19 protein-coding genes are annotated in these 20349 nt (G+C 31.8%); 10 read left to right on the forward strand and 9 right to left on the reverse strand.

Annotated features, from left to right (window positions below; translation table 11 throughout):
• Positions 1–332: 332 nt before the first annotated feature.
• From NH341_RS01820 to trxA, 3 genes are all read right to left on the reverse strand, one after another.
• A complete protein-coding gene (locus NH341_RS01820; protein ID WP_047788088.1) occupies positions 333–2720 on the reverse strand; it encodes a ribonucleoside-diphosphate reductase subunit alpha in 2388 nt (795 codons plus the stop codon).
• 174 nt (positions 2721–2894) lie between these two features.
• Positions 2895–3866, reverse strand: a complete 972-nt coding sequence (locus NH341_RS01825; RefSeq protein ID WP_047788089.1) for a ribonucleotide-diphosphate reductase subunit beta — start codon at positions 3864–3866, stop codon at positions 2895–2897.
• 304 nt (positions 3867–4170) lie between these two features.
• Positions 4171–4530 carry a thioredoxin gene (gene trxA / locus NH341_RS01830; protein ID WP_047788090.1) on the reverse strand — a complete coding sequence of 120 codons (360 nt, stop codon included), beginning with the start codon at positions 4528–4530 and terminating at the stop codon, positions 4171–4173.
• A gap of 141 nt (positions 4531–4671) precedes the next feature.
• Here trxA and NH341_RS01835 point away from each other — a divergent pair, with 141 nt between their 5' ends.
• The 4 genes from NH341_RS01835 to rimK all read left to right on the forward strand — a co-directional run bounded on the left by NH341_RS01835 (position 4672) and on the right by rimK (position 10463).
• Positions 4672–6831, forward strand: a complete 2160-nt coding sequence (locus NH341_RS01835; RefSeq protein WP_253055556.1) for a prolyl oligopeptidase family protein — start codon at positions 4672–4674, stop codon at positions 6829–6831.
• Between the two features lie 110 nt (positions 6832–6941).
• A complete protein-coding gene (locus NH341_RS01840; RefSeq protein WP_253055557.1) occupies positions 6942–9044 on the forward strand; it encodes a M13 family metallopeptidase in 2103 nt (700 codons plus the stop codon).
• Between the two features lie 129 nt (positions 9045–9173).
• Positions 9174–9587 (forward strand): RimK/LysX family protein, encoded by a 414-nt coding sequence (locus tag NH341_RS01845; RefSeq protein ID WP_047788093.1) that lies wholly within the window; start codon positions 9174–9176, stop codon positions 9585–9587.
• Positions 9588–9590: 3 nt separating this feature from the next.
• A complete protein-coding gene (gene rimK / locus NH341_RS01850) occupies positions 9591–10463 on the forward strand; it encodes a 30S ribosomal protein S6--L-glutamate ligase (RefSeq protein WP_047788094.1) in 873 nt (290 codons plus the stop codon).
• Between the two features lie 42 nt (positions 10464–10505).
• On the opposite strand, the gene NH341_RS01855 is transcribed toward rimK, so the two are convergent.
• Genes NH341_RS01855 through NH341_RS01865 form a run of 3 tightly spaced genes read right to left on the reverse strand, consistent with a single transcriptional unit; the run spans position 10506 to position 11697 of the window.
• Positions 10506–10724 carry a hypothetical protein gene (locus NH341_RS01855; RefSeq protein ID WP_047788095.1) on the reverse strand — a complete coding sequence of 73 codons (219 nt, stop codon included), beginning with the start codon at positions 10722–10724 and terminating at the stop codon, positions 10506–10508.
• Positions 10725–10737: 13 nt separating this feature from the next.
• Positions 10738–11157 carry a hypothetical protein gene (locus tag NH341_RS01860; protein WP_073182380.1) on the reverse strand — a complete coding sequence of 140 codons (420 nt, stop codon included), beginning with the start codon at positions 11155–11157 and terminating at the stop codon, positions 10738–10740.
• 9 nt (positions 11158–11166) lie between these two features.
• Complete coding sequence (locus NH341_RS01865) at positions 11167–11697, reverse strand: RNA polymerase sigma factor (RefSeq protein WP_047788096.1); 531 nt, start codon at positions 11695–11697, stop codon at positions 11167–11169.
• A gap of 201 nt (positions 11698–11898) precedes the next feature.
• Between NH341_RS01865 and NH341_RS01870 the strand changes: the two genes are divergently transcribed.
• On the forward strand, positions 11899–12834 hold the full coding sequence (locus NH341_RS01870; RefSeq protein WP_239178325.1) for an ABC transporter ATP-binding protein: 936 nt from the start codon (positions 11899–11901) through the stop codon (positions 12832–12834).
• A gap of 187 nt (positions 12835–13021) precedes the next feature.
• On the opposite strand, the gene NH341_RS01875 is transcribed toward NH341_RS01870, so the two are convergent.
• Together NH341_RS01875 and NH341_RS01880 are read right to left on the reverse strand one after the other, a co-directional pair.
• Entirely contained in the window at positions 13022–13474 is a 453-nt protein-coding gene (locus NH341_RS01875; RefSeq protein WP_239178324.1) for a 3-oxoacyl-ACP synthase, read from the reverse strand.
• Positions 13475–13495: 21 nt separating this feature from the next.
• Positions 13496–14605 (reverse strand): FAD-binding oxidoreductase, encoded by a 1110-nt coding sequence (locus NH341_RS01880; protein WP_239178796.1) that lies wholly within the window; start codon positions 14603–14605, stop codon positions 13496–13498.
• A 77-nt stretch (positions 14606–14682) separates the two neighbouring features.
• Here NH341_RS01880 and NH341_RS01885 point away from each other — a divergent pair, with 77 nt between their 5' ends.
• The 5 genes from NH341_RS01885 to NH341_RS01905 all read left to right on the forward strand — a co-directional run bounded on the left by NH341_RS01885 (position 14683) and on the right by NH341_RS01905 (position 18692).
• On the forward strand, positions 14683–15144 hold the full coding sequence (locus NH341_RS01885) for a hypothetical protein (RefSeq protein ID WP_239178323.1): 462 nt from the start codon (positions 14683–14685) through the stop codon (positions 15142–15144).
• Between the two features lie 103 nt (positions 15145–15247).
• Positions 15248–16165 (forward strand): hypothetical protein, encoded by a 918-nt coding sequence (locus NH341_RS01890; RefSeq protein ID WP_159488742.1) that lies wholly within the window; start codon positions 15248–15250, stop codon positions 16163–16165.
• A 134-nt stretch (positions 16166–16299) separates the two neighbouring features.
• Positions 16300–17055 (forward strand): SDR family NAD(P)-dependent oxidoreductase, encoded by a 756-nt coding sequence (locus tag NH341_RS01895; RefSeq protein WP_073182385.1) that lies wholly within the window; start codon positions 16300–16302, stop codon positions 17053–17055.
• Between the two features lie 3 nt (positions 17056–17058).
• A complete protein-coding gene (locus NH341_RS01900) occupies positions 17059–18198 on the forward strand; it encodes an ATP-binding protein (RefSeq protein ID WP_159610619.1) in 1140 nt (379 codons plus the stop codon).
• 110 nt (positions 18199–18308) lie between these two features.
• A complete protein-coding gene (locus NH341_RS01905) occupies positions 18309–18692 on the forward strand; it encodes an ankyrin repeat domain-containing protein (protein WP_253055558.1) in 384 nt (127 codons plus the stop codon).
• A 75-nt stretch (positions 18693–18767) separates the two neighbouring features.
• Here NH341_RS01905 and NH341_RS01910 read toward each other — a convergent pair whose 3' ends face one another.
• Positions 18768–20309, reverse strand: coding sequence for an aldehyde dehydrogenase family protein (locus NH341_RS01910; protein WP_167712591.1), 1542 nt, complete (start codon positions 20307–20309; stop codon positions 18768–18770).
• Between the last annotated feature and the right edge of the window lie 40 nt (positions 20310–20349).

The raw sequence follows: 20349 nt of genomic DNA on the forward strand, positions 1-20349 counted from the left end.
AAGGTCATAAAGCTTGACTTAAACTATAATAAGTTTTAGAAAAATAACTTGGCGAAAAGAATCCTGTTTTGTAAGTTTGAAAAAACAAAGAGGGAGATGAGTTAGTCTCAAAATCCTTTTTACTATTATAATTTTTTATTCCCGTCCAAAGGAAAAAATTAAATATTTACCAAGAGCGATATTTCCAGTATCGCTTTTTTTATGTTAATTTTTTATTTATACTCTATCAAAAAATTCTCTTTAAAAAGAGAAGCCTTTCGACTTCTCTTTATCACTTTTAATTTTGCTTCGATTGCGCTAAGCAGTTTTTAATAAATAATTAAAACTAATTTTTAAGATCCACACATTAAACAATCGTCTGGTCCTTCTGCATTTTTAGAAGCTTCAACCATCGCTTTGAATTCATCTGTACTCATTGGCTTGTCTTCTTCCTTCTTTTCTATATTTAACGTAAACTGCTTCGCATTTACAGCAGATTTGGTACGTAAATAATACATTCCTGTTTTTAATCCAGATTTCCATGCGTAGAAGTGCATTGAGGTTAACTTCGCATAATCAGGATCTTGCATAAATAAGTTTAACGATTGAGATTGATCGATAAAGTATCCTCTATGACGTGCCATATCGATAATATCTTTCATACTCATTTCCCAAACGGTTTTGTATAAATCTTTTAAGTTTTGTGGAATAGCATCAATATGTTGAATTGATCCGTTGGCACGCATAATATCTTCCTTCATATCATTATCCCATAAACCTAACTCTACTAAATCTTCTAATAAATGTTTATTTACTACGATAAACTCTCCTGATAATACTCTACGTGTGTAGATATTAGAAGTATATGGTTCAAAAGCTTCATTGTTTCCTAAAATTTGAGAAGTAGATGCTGTAGGCATTGGTGCTACTAATAGTGAGTTACGGACTCCGTGTTTTTTGACATTTTTACGTAATTTTTCCCAATCCCAACGGCCACTCAATTCTTCATCTTTAATTCCCCACATATTGTGCTGGAATTCTCCTTGTGACATTGGGGAACCTTCATAAGTTGAATAGGCCCCTTTTGTTTTAGCAACTTCCATTGATGAGGTTACAGCTGCAAAATATAATGTCTCAAAAATTTCTTGGTTAAGCTTCTTCGCTTCTTCTGAAGTAAACGGTAAACGTAACATAATAAAAGCATCAGCTAACCCTTGAATTCCTAATCCTACTGGACGGTGACGGAAATTAGAGTTTTCTGCTTCTTTTACAGGATAATAGTTACGATCAATTACTGTATCTAAATTACGGATTACTTTTTTCGTTACTTTAAATAACTTTTGATGATCGAAGAACTTATTTCCGTTTTCATCTTCTGCAACAAACATTGGTATTGCTATTGATGCTAAATTACATACTGCTACTTCATCTTCAGCAGTATACTCCATAATCTCAGTACATAAATTTGAAGAACGAATCGTTCCTAAATTCTTTTGATTTGACTTACGGTTTGCTGCATCTTTATACAACATGTACGGAGTACCTGTTTCTATTTGTGATTCTAAGATTTTCTCCCATAAATCACGTGCTTTAATAGTTTTTCTTCCTTTCCCAGCAGCTTCATAACTTGTATACAAACGCTCAAACTCTTCACCATACGTGTCGTATAAATGAGGGCACTCATGTGGACACATTAACGTCCAGTCAGCATCTTCTTGCACACGCTTCATGAATAAGTCTGAAATCCACATTGCATAGAATAAATCACGCGCACGCATTTCTTCTTTACCGTGGTTTTTCTTCAGGTCTAAAAAGTCAAAAATATCTGCATGCCAAGGCTCTAAATACATTGCAAAAGAACCTTTACGTTTTCCTCCTCCTTGATCTACATAACGTGCTGTATCGTTAAATACACGTAACATTGGTACAATACCATTTGATGTTCCGTTAGTACCTGCAATATAACTTCCCGTAGCACGGATATTGTGAATAGATAAACCTATACCTCCTGCAGATTGTGAAATTTTAGCTGTCTGTTTTAAAGTATCATAAATTCCATCAATACTATCGTCTTGCATTTGTAGCAAGAAACAAGATGACATTTGTGGTTTTGGCGTACCTGAGTTAAATAATGTTGGTGTTGCATGGGTAAAATATTTTTTACTCATCAATTCGTATGTAGCAATTGCCTCGTCAATATCTTCTTTGTGAATACCTATCGCAACACGCATTAACATTTGTTGTGGACGTTCAACAATGTTTCCGTTTAACTTTAATAAATAAGAACGTTCTAATGTTTTAAAACCAAAATAATCGTAATTAAAATCACGACTGTAGATAATTGTTGAATCTAATTTATCGGCATTATTCATGATAATTTTGTACACATCATCTGCTAGTAAAGGAGCTTTATTTCCTGTACGTGGATTGATATATTCGTACAAATCGGTCATTGTTTCCGAAAACGATTTTTTGGTATTCTTATGTAAGTTAGATACGGCAATTCTCGCTGCTAATTTCGCATAATCAGGATGAGCAGTTGTCATTGTCGCAGCAATTTCTGCTGCTAAATTATCTAATTCAGAAGTAGTTACCCCATCATACAGTCCTTCAATAACACGCATTGCTACTTTTACTGGATCAACTATATTGTTTAATCCATAACACATTTTTCTAACCCTTGCTGTGATTTTATCGAACATCACAGGCTCTTTTCTGCCGTCTCTTTTTACTACATACATATTGATATTGGTTTTTGTTGGTTAATAGCGTCGTCAAAACATAGTTGTTTATGACAACATGTAAAATGTTAATACTAGTTTGTTTCTTTTGAAACGATTATAACGCTAAAACACTGAAAAAAGTGCTCTAGCTGAGTAATACTGCATGTAGGGGAAATAGCAGCTTATTGGTTCCTAAAAATCTGCATCAAAGCTGATGCTTCCTGTACCTCCAGATTTTACTCCGGCTTTTTGGTACTCTGATACTCTTTTTTCAAAGAAGTTAGTTTTTCCTTCCAAAGAAATCATTTCCATGAAATCAAATGGATTGGTAGACTCATACTCTTTTTCGCATCCGAATTCTAAAAGTAGTCTATCGGTAACATATTCTAAATACTGAGTCATTAACGTTGCATTCATACCTATTAAACTCACAGGTAAAGATTCCGTTATAAATTCTCTTTCAATATCTAAAGCTGAGATAATAATATCTCTTATTCTTTCTTTTGGAACTTTGTTTACTAAGTGATTGTTGTGTAAGTGTACAGCAAAATCACAATGCATACCCTCATCACGAGAAATTAACTCGTTTGAGAATGTTAACCCAGGTAATAACCCACGTTTCTTTAACCAGAAAATTGAACAGAAAGAACCTGAAAAGAAAATTCCTTCAACTGCGGCAAAAGCGATTAAACGCTCAGCAAACGAATCAGATTCAATCCATTTTAAAGCCCAATCTGCTTTCTTTTTAATTGCTGGAAAAACTTCAATTGCCTTGAATAACCTATCTTTCTCTTCTTCATCCTTTATATATGTATCAATTAATAATGAATACGTTTCTGAATGAATATTTTCCATCATGATTTGGAAACCATAAAAGAATTTTGCTTCTGAGTATTGAACTTCGTTTACAAAGTTTTCTGCTAAATTTTCATTTACAATTCCATCAGATGCAGCAAAAAATGCTAAAACATGCTTAATAAAGTAACGCTCATCGTCTGTTAGTTTAGTGTTCCAGTCTGTTAAGTCTGAATGTAAATCAATTTCTTCAGCAGTCCAAAAACAAGCTTGTTGCTTTTTATACCATTCCCATAAGTCATTATGTTGAATTGGAAAAATTACAAATCTGTCTTTGTTTTCTTGTAAAATTGGTTCAATCGATGCCATGCTTTTTAAGCTCTTTTTAGTGTGTTATTTTTATTCCCTGAGTACAGAAACAAAGATTGGAAAAATTGCTATATTTTGAAAGCTATACTTATTCACAAATCCCTTGAAGTTTTTAACAAAACACTTTTTTTCCTTCAATTTACAATATTTTTTACATTTTACAAAAACCTACAAATCAAATACTTAAAATTAAAAAAAATGCTTGACAAGTGATACTCACTGAGTTTCTTATTTTGTGTTTAAACATAAAAAAAGTGACACTTTTTGCGCCACTTTTTAAACCTTTGTATTCTTCTTTTTTAGGTTATTTTTTAACCTTTAAAACATCCTCTATTATTTGTTCAATTTGTTTTTTTGGTAATGCTCCATGAGCCATTTGAGGTTCATCGTTAGCAGGACAAAATAACATAGAAGGAATACTTCTTATTCCAAAAGCAGCAGCTAATTCTTGTTCTGCTTCTGTATCTATTTTATAAATATGAACTTTCCCTTCATACTCTGCACTTAATTCTTCCAAAACAGGAGCTAATGCTTTACATGGTCCACACCAATCAGCATAAAAATCAATTATTGCAGGTAATTCTCCTTCAAACTTCCATTCTTTATTTTCTTCATAATTAAAAACCTTTTTTAAAAAAGCTTCTTTGTTTAAATTTTCAGTCATGCTTATTGTATTATAATTACGTAAAGGTAGTCGTTTTTATTTCAATAGATTTACAAAGCTCTTTTTGTTAAAATCATCTTAAAATAAATGACTATGAGTGTTTTTCTTCTAACTTTGGTCTAATTAACCAATTTTTTAATCATGAGAAAAATCCTTCTTCCCATTATTTGTGCAGGAACAATTTTAGTTTCTTGTAAAGAAGAAAAGCAATCTAAAAAAAATATTAGTGTGAACTATCCAGAAACAACTAAAAAGCCTGTTGTAGATGAATATTTTGGTACTAAAGTAACTGATAACTATCGTTGGTTAGAAGACGATAGAAGTACCGAAACTGAAGCTTGGGTAAAAGCTGAAAATGAAGTTACTTTCGATTACTTAGACAAAATTCCATATCGTAAACAGTTAAAAGACCGTTTATCTGAATTATGGAACTATGAAAAAGTAGGAACTCCATTTAAAGAAGGTGATTACACCTATTTTTATAAAAACAATGGATTGCAAAACCAATATGTTCTATACAGAAAAGATAAAGAGGGTAAAGAAGAAGTTTTCTTAGATCCTAATACGTTTGCTGAAGATGGAACTACATCGTTAGGTTCAGTAAGCTTTACCAAAGACGGAAAAACTGTAGCCTATGCAATCTCTGAAGGAGGAAGTGATTGGAGAAAGGTTATTATAATGGATGCTGAAACCAAAGAAATTAAAGAAGATACTTTAGTTGATGTAAAATTTTCTGGAATAGCTTGGAAAGGAAACGAAGGTTTTTACTATTCTAGTTATGACAAACCTAAAGGAAGTGAATTATCTGCTAAAACAGATCAACATAAATTATACTTCCATAAGTTAGGAACTCCTCAAAGTTCCGATGAAGTTATTTTTGGGGCTACTCCAGAAGAAAAACACCGTTATGTTGGTGGATATTTAACAGAAGACAACAAATATTTATTAATTTCTGCTTCAACCTCAACTTCTGGAAACAAGTTATTTATTAAAGATTTAACAAACCCTAATAGTAAATTAACACCTATCATTGACAATTTTGATAGTGATACTGGTGTAATAGACAGTAGAGGAAGTAAGTTATACTTAGTAACCAACTTGAATGCTCCTAATAAGAAAATTGTTACTGTAGATGCTGCAAACCCAACTCCAGAAAACTGGGTAGATTTTATTCCTGAAACTGAAAATGTATTATCTCCATCAACAGGAGCTGGATACTTCTTTGCAAAATATATGGTAGATGCTGTTTCTAAAGTATTACAATATGATTTTGATGGAAAATTAATCAGAGAAGTAAAATTACCAGGTGTAGGTTCTGCAGGTGGTTTTGGAGGAAAAGCAGATGCAAAAGAATTATACTTCTCTTTCACAAACTATAACACTCCTAGTTCTTCATATAAGTTCAACCCAGAAGATGGAACTTATGAACTATACTGGAAACCTGCTATTTCTTTCAATGCAGATGACTACGAAAGCAAGCAAGTATTCTATACATCAAAAGATGGAACAAAAGTTCCTATGATTATTACCTATAAAAAAGGATTAGAGTTAAACGGTAAAAACCCAACCATTTTATATGGTTATGGTGGATTCAATGTTTCTTTAACTCCAAGTTTTAGTATTGCCAATGCTGTTTGGATGGAGCAAGGTGGTGTGTACGCTGTACCTAACTTACGTGGTGGTGGAGAGTATGGTAAAAAATGGCACAATGCAGGTACGCAGTTAAAAAAGCAAAATGTATTTGATGATTTTATTGCTGCTGCTGAATACCTAATTAAAGAAAATTATACTTCTTCTGATTACTTAGCTATTAGAGGAGGATCAAACGGAGGTTTATTAGTAGGAGCTACGATGACACAACGTCCTGATTTAATGAAGGTAGCTTTACCTGCAGTAGGCGTGTTAGATATGTTACGTTACCACACATTTACAGCTGGAGCAGGTTGGGCGTATGACTACGGAACTTCTGAACAAAGCAAAGAAATGTTTGAATATTTAAAAGGATATTCACCAGTACACAATGTAAAAGAAGGTACTCAATATCCTGCAACTATGGTAACCACAGGAGACCATGATGATCGTGTAGTACCAGCTCATAGTTTTAAGTTTGCTGCTGAATTACAAGAGAAACAACAAGGAGACAACCCTGTATTAATTAGAATTGAAACCAATGCGGGTCATGGAGCTGGAACTCCTGTAGCAAAAACTATTGAGCAGTATGCTGATATTTTTGGATTTACTTTATTTAACATGGGATTTGAAACATTACCAAATGCTCCAAAATCGAAAATAAAAAGTTAAAACTGTAACATTTTTATAAAAACAGACTCTTATTAGAGTAAATTTACTACCTCGGGACAAAATCTCGAGGTAGTTTGTTAAAATTAAGATTCATTCAAAAAACATTAAAAATGAAAACCATTCACAAAATGCTGTTTACTACTGCCGTTGCTTCTTTTGGAGTTATTGCATGTAAAACAGATAAAAAGCCTGAAGAAAAAGTACAGGCAATTGTTTTAGAAAACATGGATACTTCGGTTAAACCTACCGATGATTTCTTTAGATATGTTAACGGTTCTTGGATTGATAACACTGAAATTCCTGCTGACGAAACTTCTTGGGGAGGATTTAATCAATTAAGAAAAACCACTACCAAAGATGTATTAGCTATCTTAAACAAGGCTATTGAAGAAGGTAACTTCCCAAAAATAAAAGATGCTGAAGGAAACGAAATAGATTCTGATCAAGAAAAAGCGGTAAACTACTACGAAACCATCATGGATACCGTAGCTAGAAATAAAGCAGGTAAAGCACCTGTACAACCTTTTCTTCAAAAAATTGAAGAAATTAAAGACTTAAACGACGTACAAACTTTCATTACCAATATGGCTCCTTATGGGGGTGCTGGTTTTTATGGTTTTGGAGTGTTTAACGACCTTAAGAACAGTAGTATGAATGCGGGTTACATGGGAGCTGGCGGACTTGGTTTATCAAGAGATTACTACGTAGATGAAAAGGTAAAAGACAAGCTTGAAAAATATGAGGTGTTTGTAGCTAAAATGTTACAAGAATTTGGTGATGATGAAGCTACAGCTAAAAAGAATGCAGCAACTATTGTTGCTTTCGAAAAGAGTTTAGCTGAACCTAGAATGACAAAAGAAGAGCGTAGAGATACACGTAAAATTTACAACCCAATGACTCTTGCTGAATTAGCTGAATTGGCTCCTGTAATTGATTGGGAAGCTCATTTAAAAGGAATTGGTGTTGATCTTGAAGGATTAGATGGTTCTAAAGGTCTTGAAAAGATTATTGTTACAGATCCAGGATATTTCAAAGCAATGAATGAAGTACTTAAAAATAGTCCTATTGAAACAGTTAAATTATCATTACGTTGGAATGCTATTAACAACTCATTAGGTTTATTATCTACTGATTTAGAAAAAGCTAACTGGGAATTCTACAGTAAAGAAATGCGTGGAGCTAAACAACAACGTCCAAGAGACGAACGTGCTTTAGCTAATTTAAATGGAGCTATTGGCGAAGCTTTAGGTAAGTTATATGTAGATGAGAAATTTCCACCAGAAGCGAAGCAAAAAGCTAAGGAAATGATTGATAACGTAATGTTAGGTTTTGAAAAACGTATTGCGCAATTACCTTGGATGAGTGCTGAAACTAAAGAAAAAGCTTTAGAAAAATTACACAAATTAACTGTTAAAATTGCATATCCTGATAAATGGAAAGACTACTCAACTTTACTTGTTAAAGGATTAGATGAGGGAGGTACTTATTTTGACAACGCTGTTAATGTTCGTAAGTGGAACTTTGAAAAAGATATGGATAAATTAGGTAAAGAAGTAGATAGAACTGAGTGGGGAATGTCTCCTCAAACTGTTAACGCTTATTTTAACCCTGTAAACAACGAAATCGTATTCCCAGCAGCTATTTTACAACCTCCTTTTTATAACTACAAAGCTGATGAAGCTGTAAACTATGGAGGAATTGGAGCTGTTATTGGCCACGAAATTTCACATAGTTTTGATGATTCTGGAGCTCGTTTTGACGGTGACGGAAACTTAAAAAATTGGTGGACAGAAGAAGATTCAGAAAAGTTCAAAGAAGCAGGAAGTAAATTAATAAAGCAATTTAGTGATATTGTTGCTATTGATAGTATGAACTTAAATGGTGAGTTTACTTTAGGTGAAAATATTGGTGATTTAGGTGGTGTACAAGCTGCTTATGAAGGATTACAAATTTTCTTAGAAAAGAATGGTCGTCCAGAAAAAATTGACGGATTTACTCCTGAACAACGTTTCTTTCTTTCTTGGGGAACTATTTGGAGAACTAAAATGCGTGATGAAGCATTAAAAAACCGTATCATGACTGATACACACGCTCCTGGAATGTACAGAGCTTATATGCCTCTTAAAAACGTAGATGCTTTTTATGAAGCATTTGATGTTAAAGAAGGAGACAAAATGTACTTAAAACCAGAAGATCGTGTAAGAATTTGGTAAATTCAATTAAAAAATAAGTACCTTTAAACCAGTGTATATACACTGGTTTTTTGTTTTCCAAAAATTAACAACAAGTTTTGTATATTCCAAAAAATAGTAAGTAATTCGCCCTCCTTAATTTTTAATAGAATGAGACTAATTGGAAGGATTGAAAAAATATCCTTTTTAAACTGGGAAATAGAAGATTTACCTGTAAAAATTGATACAGGAGCCTATACTTCTGCAATACATTGTAAGCATATTGAAGAAAAAGACGGAGTGTTAGAGTTTATATTACTCTGCCCAAAAACAGAAAAATATAATAATAAATTGCTCCAAACAACAAAGTATAAAGTTAAAAGCATAAGAAGCTCAAACGGAAAGAAACAAAAAAGATATGTTGTTTCCACCTCCGCTATTTTTTATGGTAAAAAATATAAAATAAAACTATCACTATCAGATAGAGGTAAAATGAATTATCCAGTATTAATTGGTAGAAAATTTTTAAACAAAAAATTTATTGTGGACGTTTCACAAAAAAACATCACATCAAAAGAAATATAAAAAATGAAAATTGTTGTTCTTTCTAGAAACCCTAAATTATATTCAACCAAACGCTTAGTAGAAGCAGGCGAAAAAAGAGGACATGAAATGGTCGTATTAGACCATACCAAATGTGATCTTATTATCGAAAAAAGAAAGCCTGCGATAGTATACAATCATGAGCTTGTAACCGATGTTGACGCTATTATTCCTCGTATTGGTGCTTCAGTTACTTTTTATGGTACCGCAGTTGTACGTCAATTCGAAATGATGAAAGTATTTTCTGCTGTAGAGTCTCAAGCTTTGGTACGCTCTAGAGATAAACTAAGTAGTTTACAAGTACTTTCAAGAGCAAATTTAGGACTTCCAAAAACGGTTTTCACTAATTATTCAAAAGACACTTCAGAAATTATAAAAAAAGTAGGAGGAGCTCCTTTAATTGTTAAACTTTTAGAAGGAACACAAGGCTTAGGTGTTGTGTTAGCAGAAACCAAAAAAGCAGCTGAGTCTGTTATAGAAGCTTTTAATGGTTTGCAAGCTCGTGTAATTGTTCAAGAATATATTAAAGAAGCTAAAGGTGCTGATATTCGTGTTTTTGTGGTAGATGGTGTTGTTGTTGGAGCTATGAAGCGTCAAGGAAAAGAAGGTGAATTTAGATCCAACCTACATAGGGGAGGAACTTCAGAAATTATAGAATTAACTGATGAAGAAGAAAATGCTGCTTTAAAAGCTGTAAAAGCAATGAAATTAGGTATCGCCGGTGTAGACATGTTACAGTCTGATAGAGGTCCTTTGATTTTAGAAGTTAATTCTTCTCCTGGTTTAGAGGGCATTGAAAAAGCTACTGGAAAAGATATAGCAAAAAGTATTATACGTTACGTAGAAAGAAGTGCTTAAAATCAAAACCGACATTAAATAATGTCGGTTTTGTTTTAATATTTAATCTGCTAATTCCATACAGTTAAATCCTTTTTCTTTTACTTTATTTATAATGTCAGCTTCTGTTATAATATCAGTTGCCTCTATTCTTAAAACATTATCAACATCTTCAAGATCAATAGATATATTAATTATATTATTATCTTTATTAAATAACTGACGTATAGAATCTTCTTTTTTCTTTGTGTCAATATCGGTTCCATAGATAAATAGTTTCATAACTCAATGGTTTTTATTCTTGTTCCGTTTCTTTATTTAATTTGTCTACATATTTTTGATAAGCTTCACTGCCTTCTTCTTTCCAAAACCTATCATAATGTTCCCATTCTGAAAACTTTCCTTTACAGTTCTTTTCATAATGTGATTTGAACTTGTGTTTTCTTCTTTTGTTAGAATATTTCTTTGATTTATGTTTTCCTCCACATTCACTAGAAGAAAATAAAATTTTAGCTAAAATAAATAACCCTACTGCTTGCCAGTAGTTAATAACTGGTAATCCAAAAATATCTGGCATAAGGTTATTCCAAAGCCACATAATTGCATATCCAAAAAGTATTGCAAGCATTAAAACTGCAATTATTCCGAATATTATTCTTCCTACAAATATTCCTGGAGATTCTCCATCTCTTCTTTCTTTAAACAAATTTTCCATCTTTTATTTTTATTTTTTGTTTTCAATTTTTCTAAGTAATATTCCTAATGCTCGATGTCTTCTTGACATTAATGTTCCAACAGGTACTTTAAGTTCCTCCGATAGTTCATTGTATGTGTACCCTTCAAAATCAATAGCTATAATTATTTCTTTATATACAGGTTTAAGGTTCATTATTCTTAATTCTAGTTCCTTTTTCATTACTTCAGAGTACGTATTATCAGGAGTACCATATAAAACCTCTGTAAATTCAATCAGTTTTATTTCATCAATATCTGAAGCTGAAGCTTCGTATTTCTTTCTTCTTAAATTATCAATGATTTTATTTTTTAGAGACCTGTAAACAAAGCTAGCTACATTGTTTATCGGTGAATTTCCATTAACTCCAGAAAACAATTTTAAAGCAACTTCTTGAATAATATCTTCTGCATCTTGATGAATACTTTGTTTAATTTTAGTTCCAACATAAGACTTAAGGGCACCATATTCTTTATCAAAAAAGGCTTTTAATTTCTTTTTATTTTCCGTTTCTTGGTTCATTTATAGGCTTTCTTTGAGCTCCTCAATTATAAAGACGTACTTTTTATTTTCTATTGCATTTTTTTTAAAAAAACTCTTCATACCATTTATAACAAATATACTTAGAGCTAATTTTTTAAAAAAGAAGACTATTTAAAGAGAAACTTGGAATGAAAAATCTTGTTTATAATTTATCTTAAACCTTTATGTATTTTTGCAACCATGCTACAAGTAAATAATATTTCATTCACTTATCCATCTAAAGAAAAAACCTTAGAAAACATCCATTTTACACTTCAAAAAGGTGAGCACTTGTGTGTAATGGGTGAAAGCGGTTGTGGAAAATCTACACTTTTAAAAATTGTATATGGTTTACTAGATGTTGATAAAGGGAACTTATATTGGAATGATATTCAAATTTTAGGACCTGAACACTATTTAGTTCCTGGAATGGAGTTTTTTAAATATGTAGCGCAAGATTTTGACTTAATGCCTTTCACATCTGTAAGTGAAAATATTAAAAAGTTCTTGTCACGATTTTACCCTAAAGAAGCTGAAGAAAGAACACAAGAACTTCTGGAAGTTATTGAAATGACCGAATTAGCGAACGAAAAAGTTAAAAACTTAAGTGGTGGACAGCAACAAAGAGTAGCCATTGCTAGAGCATTGGCTAAAGAACCAGAATTATTATTGTTAGACGAACCTTTCAGTCAAATAGATAACTTTAAAAAGAACTCATTAAGAAGACGATTGTTTGCTTATTTAAAAAAGAAAAATATTGCCTGTATTGTTGCTACGCACGATGGAAATGATGCTCTTTCTTTTGCTGATACCATGATGGTAATCCGCAACAACCAAATCATTGCGCATGACAGTCCAACAAACTTATATAAAAACCGAAAAGAAAAGTATGTTGCTTCTTTATTTGATGATGTAAACGAACTCACCATAAATAAACAAACATTACTACTATATCCTAACTTACTTGAGATTACCAAAAAACCATCAAAACTAGAAGGAACTGTATTGAAGTCTTATTTTAAGGGGGGGTATTGGCTAATAGAAGTTGCTTATAACAACCAATCCGTTTTTATAAACCACTTTGAAAATATTGAGCATAAAAAAACAGTCTCATTTAAGTTAAAAGAGACTGTTTAAACCAATAATAACTATCTCTATAATTATTACTCAACTATCTTAAAATAAATTATTTTCTAAAAAAAATACACCCTTACCATCTTAAACACCAAAAGATAAAAGTGTATTATAGCTTCTTTTTCTGTTCTGGTTATAACAACCTTTCCTGCATGTAAAACAAGTTATTTTTGTTTTACCCTACTTTTTCTTAAAAAATTTCTTTAATGACACTTTTTGCTCCGTTGAATTCAAAAGATTCACCCTCCTTTTTACCTAAAATTAACTTTCCAATAGGTGAAGATGGAGATATTGCGAAGTATTTTTTATTTTCAAAAGTTAACAATCCTACACTCACACTAATGAAATAGTTTATAGTTGAGGTGGTTATAACTACACTGCCTAAATGAGCAATTTTTGAAGTTGTATCTGTATTAATTTTAGCAAGTGTTTCTTTCATTTGAGCAATTCCACTAAGTTGCTGACTCGCTTTTTCCATTTCTAACTGTAGCATTGCCCTACCGGTTTCATGTTTATCTCCTGCAGAACTTTTTGTTTCAGATTGTAATGCTTTTTGATGAGAAGAAATTGTTTCTTCTACAGTTTGTAAACGTTTATTTACATACAACTCACATTGTTTGTATAGTTCTTCTTTAATATTCATTTCTTACTTTTCTAAGTAATACTAATTTACAAGTTGTGCTAACTCTTTTCCTACCAAACTTCCTATAGCAACTCCCATTCCTCCTAATCGTATACCACAAAACACATTATTTGAAAGCTGTTTTACAATCGCTTTTTTCTGATTTCCAACCCCCATAATTCCACTCCAGCGATGTTCTATTTCAACTTTAGTATTCGGTAAAATTGTTGTTTTTAAAATTTCTTCTAATTTGTTTTGAATAAGCAATGTTTGTCCAAACTCATCAGTTTCTTCACCTTTAAAATCCAAATTTCTTCCTCCTCCAAACAAAATTCTATTATCAATATTTCTAAAATAATAATATCCTTTATCTAGGTGAAAAGTTCCTTTTATATGTAAATTTTCAATCGGTTTAGTAATTAATACCTGTGCTCGTGCAGGTTGTACATTTTCTTTCAATAATTTATTTGCAAATCCGTTGGTAGCAATGAATAATTTTTTAGTAGTAAACTCAATCTGATTCGTTTTTACTTCTACTTCATCGTTGTTTTCTATAAATTCTTCAACCTGTATATTGTTGATAATTTTCACCCCTGAGGACAAAACTTTTTCTAACAACTTAGCCGCCATCTTACCAGTATCTATTTGCCCTTCAAACTGGTTGGTTATATATTGTTGATGAATATTTTGAAACCCAAACTTGTTATCATCAACTGAAAAAACATCCTTAGAAAACAACGGCTTTAAAAGCTCATTTATCGATGTTTTTTGCTCTAAACACGATTCATATAACTCTTTTGTTAAAAACAATTCATATCCTTTATTTTGTTGAAAATCTATGTTTTTATCGCCCAGTGTGGTGCGTAAAAGCTGTAAACCTTGCCAACGTTTTTTTACCAAGCTAAAAACCTCTTCTTCGGTATGTGTATTTAAATCATCTATCAGTTCAGATAAACTTCCAAAACAAGCAAAACCTGCATTTTTAGTGCTGGCTCCTTGTGGTAACACTCCTTTTTCTAAAACTAGAATTTTTGCCTTGGGGTATTTTTCTCTTAATTGTAATGCACAATTTAACCCCACAATTCCACTTCCTACTACAGTAAAATCAACATTTGTAAACCACTCTTTTAGTTCCCAGTAACTGAAATTCAACTTCATATAAATCTGATTATATTTGTGACTTGGCACACTCCTTGAATGTCTAAATTTAAACATTAAAAAACAACTCTATGAAATTAATTGGAATCTTAATTTTAGCTCTAAGCTTTACTAAATGCGCAAGTGTAAAAATGGAGAACAATCATCCTTTCAAAATAGAATCTGCAAGTTATTCTCATGTAACAGGAGGTGTAAAAGGTAGTTATAACTCTACTAACTTGATTATTAATTTTACTGCTGAGAAGCCAGTTGACTTTCAAAAAGTATATTTTCAAAATAGGATTACCAAGGCTATTGTTGAGCAACATAATGATAAACAATACATTACTGCTCGTTATAAAACCTCATCTAATGAGTTAAATGATCTTATTTTACATGCTGACCCAAAAAAAGAGTTTGGTAACACTCCTGCAGAAGAATTTCCTTTTGAATTAAAAGAAAATGAAGCAATGGTTTCTTATATTATTGAAGAGAAAACACACTACGTTAAAATAGAAAGCATTATAAAAAAAGATAAGGTCTTTATGCAATAAAAACCTTAGTATAGAATAACTTTAAACACCTCAAAAAAGAGGTGTTTTTTATTTTTGGCACGTAATTTGAAAACCTATAAGCATAACCATAAAATGAATGCTTATGAAACGTATAAAATTACTTTTAATACTACTTATTGGTGGTGTAACACTTACGTCATGTGTTGTAAGAAATGAAATTGTAGATGATGGTTTTTCTTTAAACGAATATATTTCAAGTTATGATTTATGGTATGTAGATTATCACAGAACAACTGGTAGTGGCGAAGTTCCTTTTTTATCAAGAGCTTTTACTATTTCTTTTTTAAACGGAACCATGTATGCAAATAATAATATTGTTGATATTGGTAAAACAGGAAATGGTTTAGGTATAGCTGTTGGTAACTATAGTACATACGGAACAATTTTAGAAACGCGTCATGATATAGATGGATATTTTGAATTTGATGTAGTACAACTTTCTAATAACGAAATTAGAATTGATGATTTATCACAAAATGTAAGTTATTATCTAGTAGGGTATCAAACAGATACATTTGATTATAACATGTTGTTTTATGAAAATATTGAGTATTTCTTACAAGAATTTAAAGCTTGGGAAAGAACTGATGAAACTGGAGGTACTCCAAATCCTTTTGATAACGAGCATTATCTAAAATTTACTCATAAAAATGATGTGACATTCTATTCATCACATGACCCTTTTGGCACAAATGTTGATTATATAAATTGGGATTTTGAAGGAAGTTATATTGTTAGAAATGTTATAGGAGAAAACAATCTAAAATATTTAACACTTAATTATGATAACGGAGATACTGAAGAGTTTGATTTAACCGTTATAAATGACGAAACAATACGATTAAAGCACGTAAGTTCAAGAACAACATATATTTTTTCTGGTATAGAATTTATCCAGTATTTAAAAGCAGAAAAAACAAGTACTACAAAACCAGCTGTAAGGAGTAGCGGTAGAAAACGTACTAAAATAAAAAGAGAAACAGTTCCTAAAAGGAAATAAAAATAAAGTTTGGTTAGTTGATTTTTGGTTGGTGTAGTAGCCAACTAAAAGAAACCGCTCCGCTAGGGGCGGTTTTTCATTTTATAATGGTAGCTTAACATAAAAAATATTACCTTTATACAAAACAAAAAACCATGCAACAAACTGCTTTAATTACTGGAGCAACCTCAGGTATTGGTAAGGCAACCGCTCAACTTTTTTCTAAAAATAACATCAACTTAATTCTTTGTGGTAGACGTGTTGAAAAGCTACAAAAACTGCAACAAGAATTATCAAAATTTACCAAAGTACATATACTTCAGTTTGATGTTCGTTATAACGAAGAAGTACAAAATGCGATCAACAGTTTACCTGACGAATTTAAACATATTGATATTCTTATTAACAATGCTGGAAATGCTCATGGATTAAACAGCATTCAAAATGGAAATATTGACGATTGGGACGCTATGATTGACGGAAACGTTAAAGGCTTATTATACGTTTCAAAAGCTATTATTCCTCAAATGGTAGAACGAAACAATGGTTTCATTGTAAATATTGGCTCTATCGCAGGAAAAGATGTGTATCCTAACGGAAATGTGTATTGTGCGTCAAAGTTCGCTGTAAACGCTTTAAATAAAGGAATGCGTATTGATTTGAATCAACACAACATTCGCGTATGTGCCATTCACCCAGGATTGGTAGAAACTGAGTTTTCTGATGTTCGTTTTAAAGGAGATTCTGAAAGAGCTAAAACTGTATATCAAGGATACAAAGCACTACAACCTGAAGATATAGCAGACATTATTCACTTTGTAGTTACTCGTCCGTATCATGTAAATATTGAAGATTTAATTGTATACCCTACAGCGCAAGCTAGTGCAACTATTGTGAACAAAAACGCTTAAGTTGTGATTAACAAACGTCTTTTAATTAAAAACTTACTGTCTCATAACGACGAGAATAGTTTTTATGATAAAAAACAAAAATTATCCTTTGGTTCTAAAGAAGGAAAAGCTAAGTTTATAAAACACGTTTGTGCACTTTCTAATTCAAACCCTAACAACAACTCATATATTGTTATTGGTATTGAGGATGAAGAAAATAAAATTATAGGAGTTGATTTTTATGATGATAGCAAAATTCAAAATTTGGTAAATGCTTATCTGAATAATCCACCAAAAATAGAATATGAAAATGTTCCTTTTCCACGTTTGCAACGCCACAAAGTAATTGGATTAGTAACTATTTATCCTACCAAATTAATTACCTCTTTAGCCAAAAATGTCTGGAAATATCGTAAAGGAACTATTTTTTATCGTAGAGGTAGTAATTCTATGCCTGCTGAAGAAAATTTTGTTTTAAAAAATAACAACAAAGCTATTGTTGAGGCTATTGAAAAAAACGCAAGTAACAATATTCAACTTACCCTTGATGGCGTTTTCGACTTTATTAATAGGCACAAACCAGAATATAATCCGCAATACAAAGTATTTAACGAACAGTTTGTGCTTTGTTGGGCAGGAAAAAAGAAAATTATAAATAATGAAGCGTTTTTTACTCGTGTTGATATTGAGTTGGTAAACGAACAAGTACGTTTGTTTTTTTCTTCGTTAGATGATGTACAAATTAGTTACAACGAACAGTCTTTTATTATCACCGAATACATTGTTTTAGGGATTGATAAGAGTGAAAAACGCTATCCGTTAGAAAAAACCATTATTAACTTTAAAGATAACGGAAAGCATGATATTGTTACGGAATTTTTATTTGAAGCTCCTCAATATCATAACGATATTTTACAACTTATTTATGATAATAATAATGGTATCATCACTAAAATTGTGAACAACAAACCTCTTTCTGTTATTGAACATGAAGATGTATATCGACTACCTACTACCTATCTAATCTGTTATTTAAATGGATTTGAAATTGCTCCTCTACAACTTAAAAAAGCAAAAAATTATATCAAAAACTTAGAAGATAAAACTACCTATATTAAATACAAAGAAGCTATGCGAGTAATACGAAAAGTAAAATATCATTAAGAGATTTTTAAGACCTTATCTTAAATAATTGTTAAGTGTCTGTTTTTGGTGAAACGTTTTGTTTTAATAGGCGTCTTTTAGCTGTAACCTAATCATAAAAACACAACATCATGAAAAAATTAATTTTATCAGCTTTAGTAATTACTTTATCCTTCGGAACTATTACTGCTACTTCAACTCCATATGAAACACCTGTTAAAACTAACCTAGAATACCCTAATGTAAGTACTTTTTGTAAATTAATTAGAGCTGGAAACTTTGAGGCTGTAAAAGCTATGGTTGAAAACGGAACAGATATTAACAGAAAGTCTACAGGACTAACTCCTTTAATGTTTGCTGCTAGATATAACAAAGCAGATATTGTTCAATTATTAATTGATAACGGAGCAAAATTAAAAACAAAGTCTGAAAGAGGATATACTGCCTTAGAATATGCTAAAATGTCAAAAGCACATGATGCTTATAAAATCATTGCTACTGCTTTAGAAAAGTAATGTATCCTACTTAATTAAAAACAAAAAGTCACATCTTTCGATGTGACTTTTTTATGTTTTGAAAATTATATTTTCTTATAAATCAAACTTAATTCCTTGTGCTAAAGGTAACTCATCAGAATAGTTTACCGTGTTAGTTTGACGACGCATGTATACTTTCCAAGCATCAGATCCAGACTCACGTCCACCACCTGTTTCTTTTTCACCTCCGAAAGCACCTCCGATCTCAGCACCAGAAGTTCCTATATTTACATTTGCAATTCCACAATCAGATCCTGCAAATGATAAGAATTTTTCAGCTTCTTTCATTTCTGCTGTCATAATTGAAGAAGATAATCCTTGCGCTACTCCATTTTGTAATTCAATAGCGTTTTCAACATCTCCTGAATACTTCATCAAGTATAAAATTGGAGCAAATGTTTCATGTTGAACAATTTCATAATGGTTTTCAGCTTCAATAATTGCTGGTTTAACGTAACAACCACTTTCATAACCTTCTCCTTCTAAAACGCCTCCTTCAACTAATACCTTACCTCCTTCAGCTTTTGCTTTTTCAATAGCAGCTAAATATGTATTTACAGAATCTTTATCAATTAATGGACCAACGTGATTGTTTTCATCTAATGGGTTTCCAATCTTAATTTGACCGTAAGCTCCAACAATCGCATCTCTTACTTTATCATATACAGATTCGTGGATGATTAAACGACGTGTTGATGTACAACGCTGACCACAAGTACCTACAGCACCAAATACAGCTCCAGGAACTACTACTTTTAAATCAGCAGTTGGAGTAATAATAATTGCATTGTTTCCTCCTAATTCTAATAATGATTTACCGAAACGCTCAGCAACTTTAGCACCAACAATACGTCCCATTCTTGTAGAACCAGTAGCTGATACTAAAGGAATACGAGTATCTTCAGTAATGTATTCACCAACTTTGTAATCTCCATTAACAATACAAGAAATTCCTTCTGGTAAATCGTTAGCTTTTAAAACCTCAGCTATAATATTTTGGCAAGCTACTGAACATAAAGGAGCTTTTTCTGAACCTTTCCATACACATACGTTACCACAAATCCAAGCTAATGCTGTGTTCCAAGACCAAACAGCCACAGGGAAATTAAATGCTGATATAATACCAACCACTCCTAATGGGTGCCATTGCTCTCTCATTACGTGTCCTGGTCTTTCTGATGGAATTACTTGTCCGTTTAACTGACGAGATAAACCTACAGCAAAATCACAGATATCAATCATTTCTTGAACCTCACCTAAACCTTCTTGGTAAGATTTTCCCATTTCGTAAGAAACTAACTTACCTAATGGTTCTTTTAATTCTCTTAACTTGTTTCCAAATTGACGAACAATTTCTCCACGTTGAGGTGCAGGCATTGCTCTCCACTCTTTAAAAGCAGTTGTAGCTACATCCATCACCTTATTATAATCTTCACGAGTACTTGCTACTACTTTACCAATTAACTTACCATCAACAGGTGAATAACTTTCAATAACTTCTCCATTTGCAAAGTTTACTGAACCTGTAGAAGTTCCGTTGTTTATATCTTTTAAGCCTAATTGAGCTAAAGCTTCTTTAATACCAAAATCTGCCATGTTTTATATTGTAATTTTAGTTTTTATATTTAAAACTCAA

The organism is Tenacibaculum sp. XPcli2-G (assembly GCF_024124505.1).
In the GTDB taxonomy this organism is placed as follows: domain Bacteria; phylum Bacteroidota; class Bacteroidia; order Flavobacteriales; family Flavobacteriaceae; genus Polaribacter; species Polaribacter mesophilus.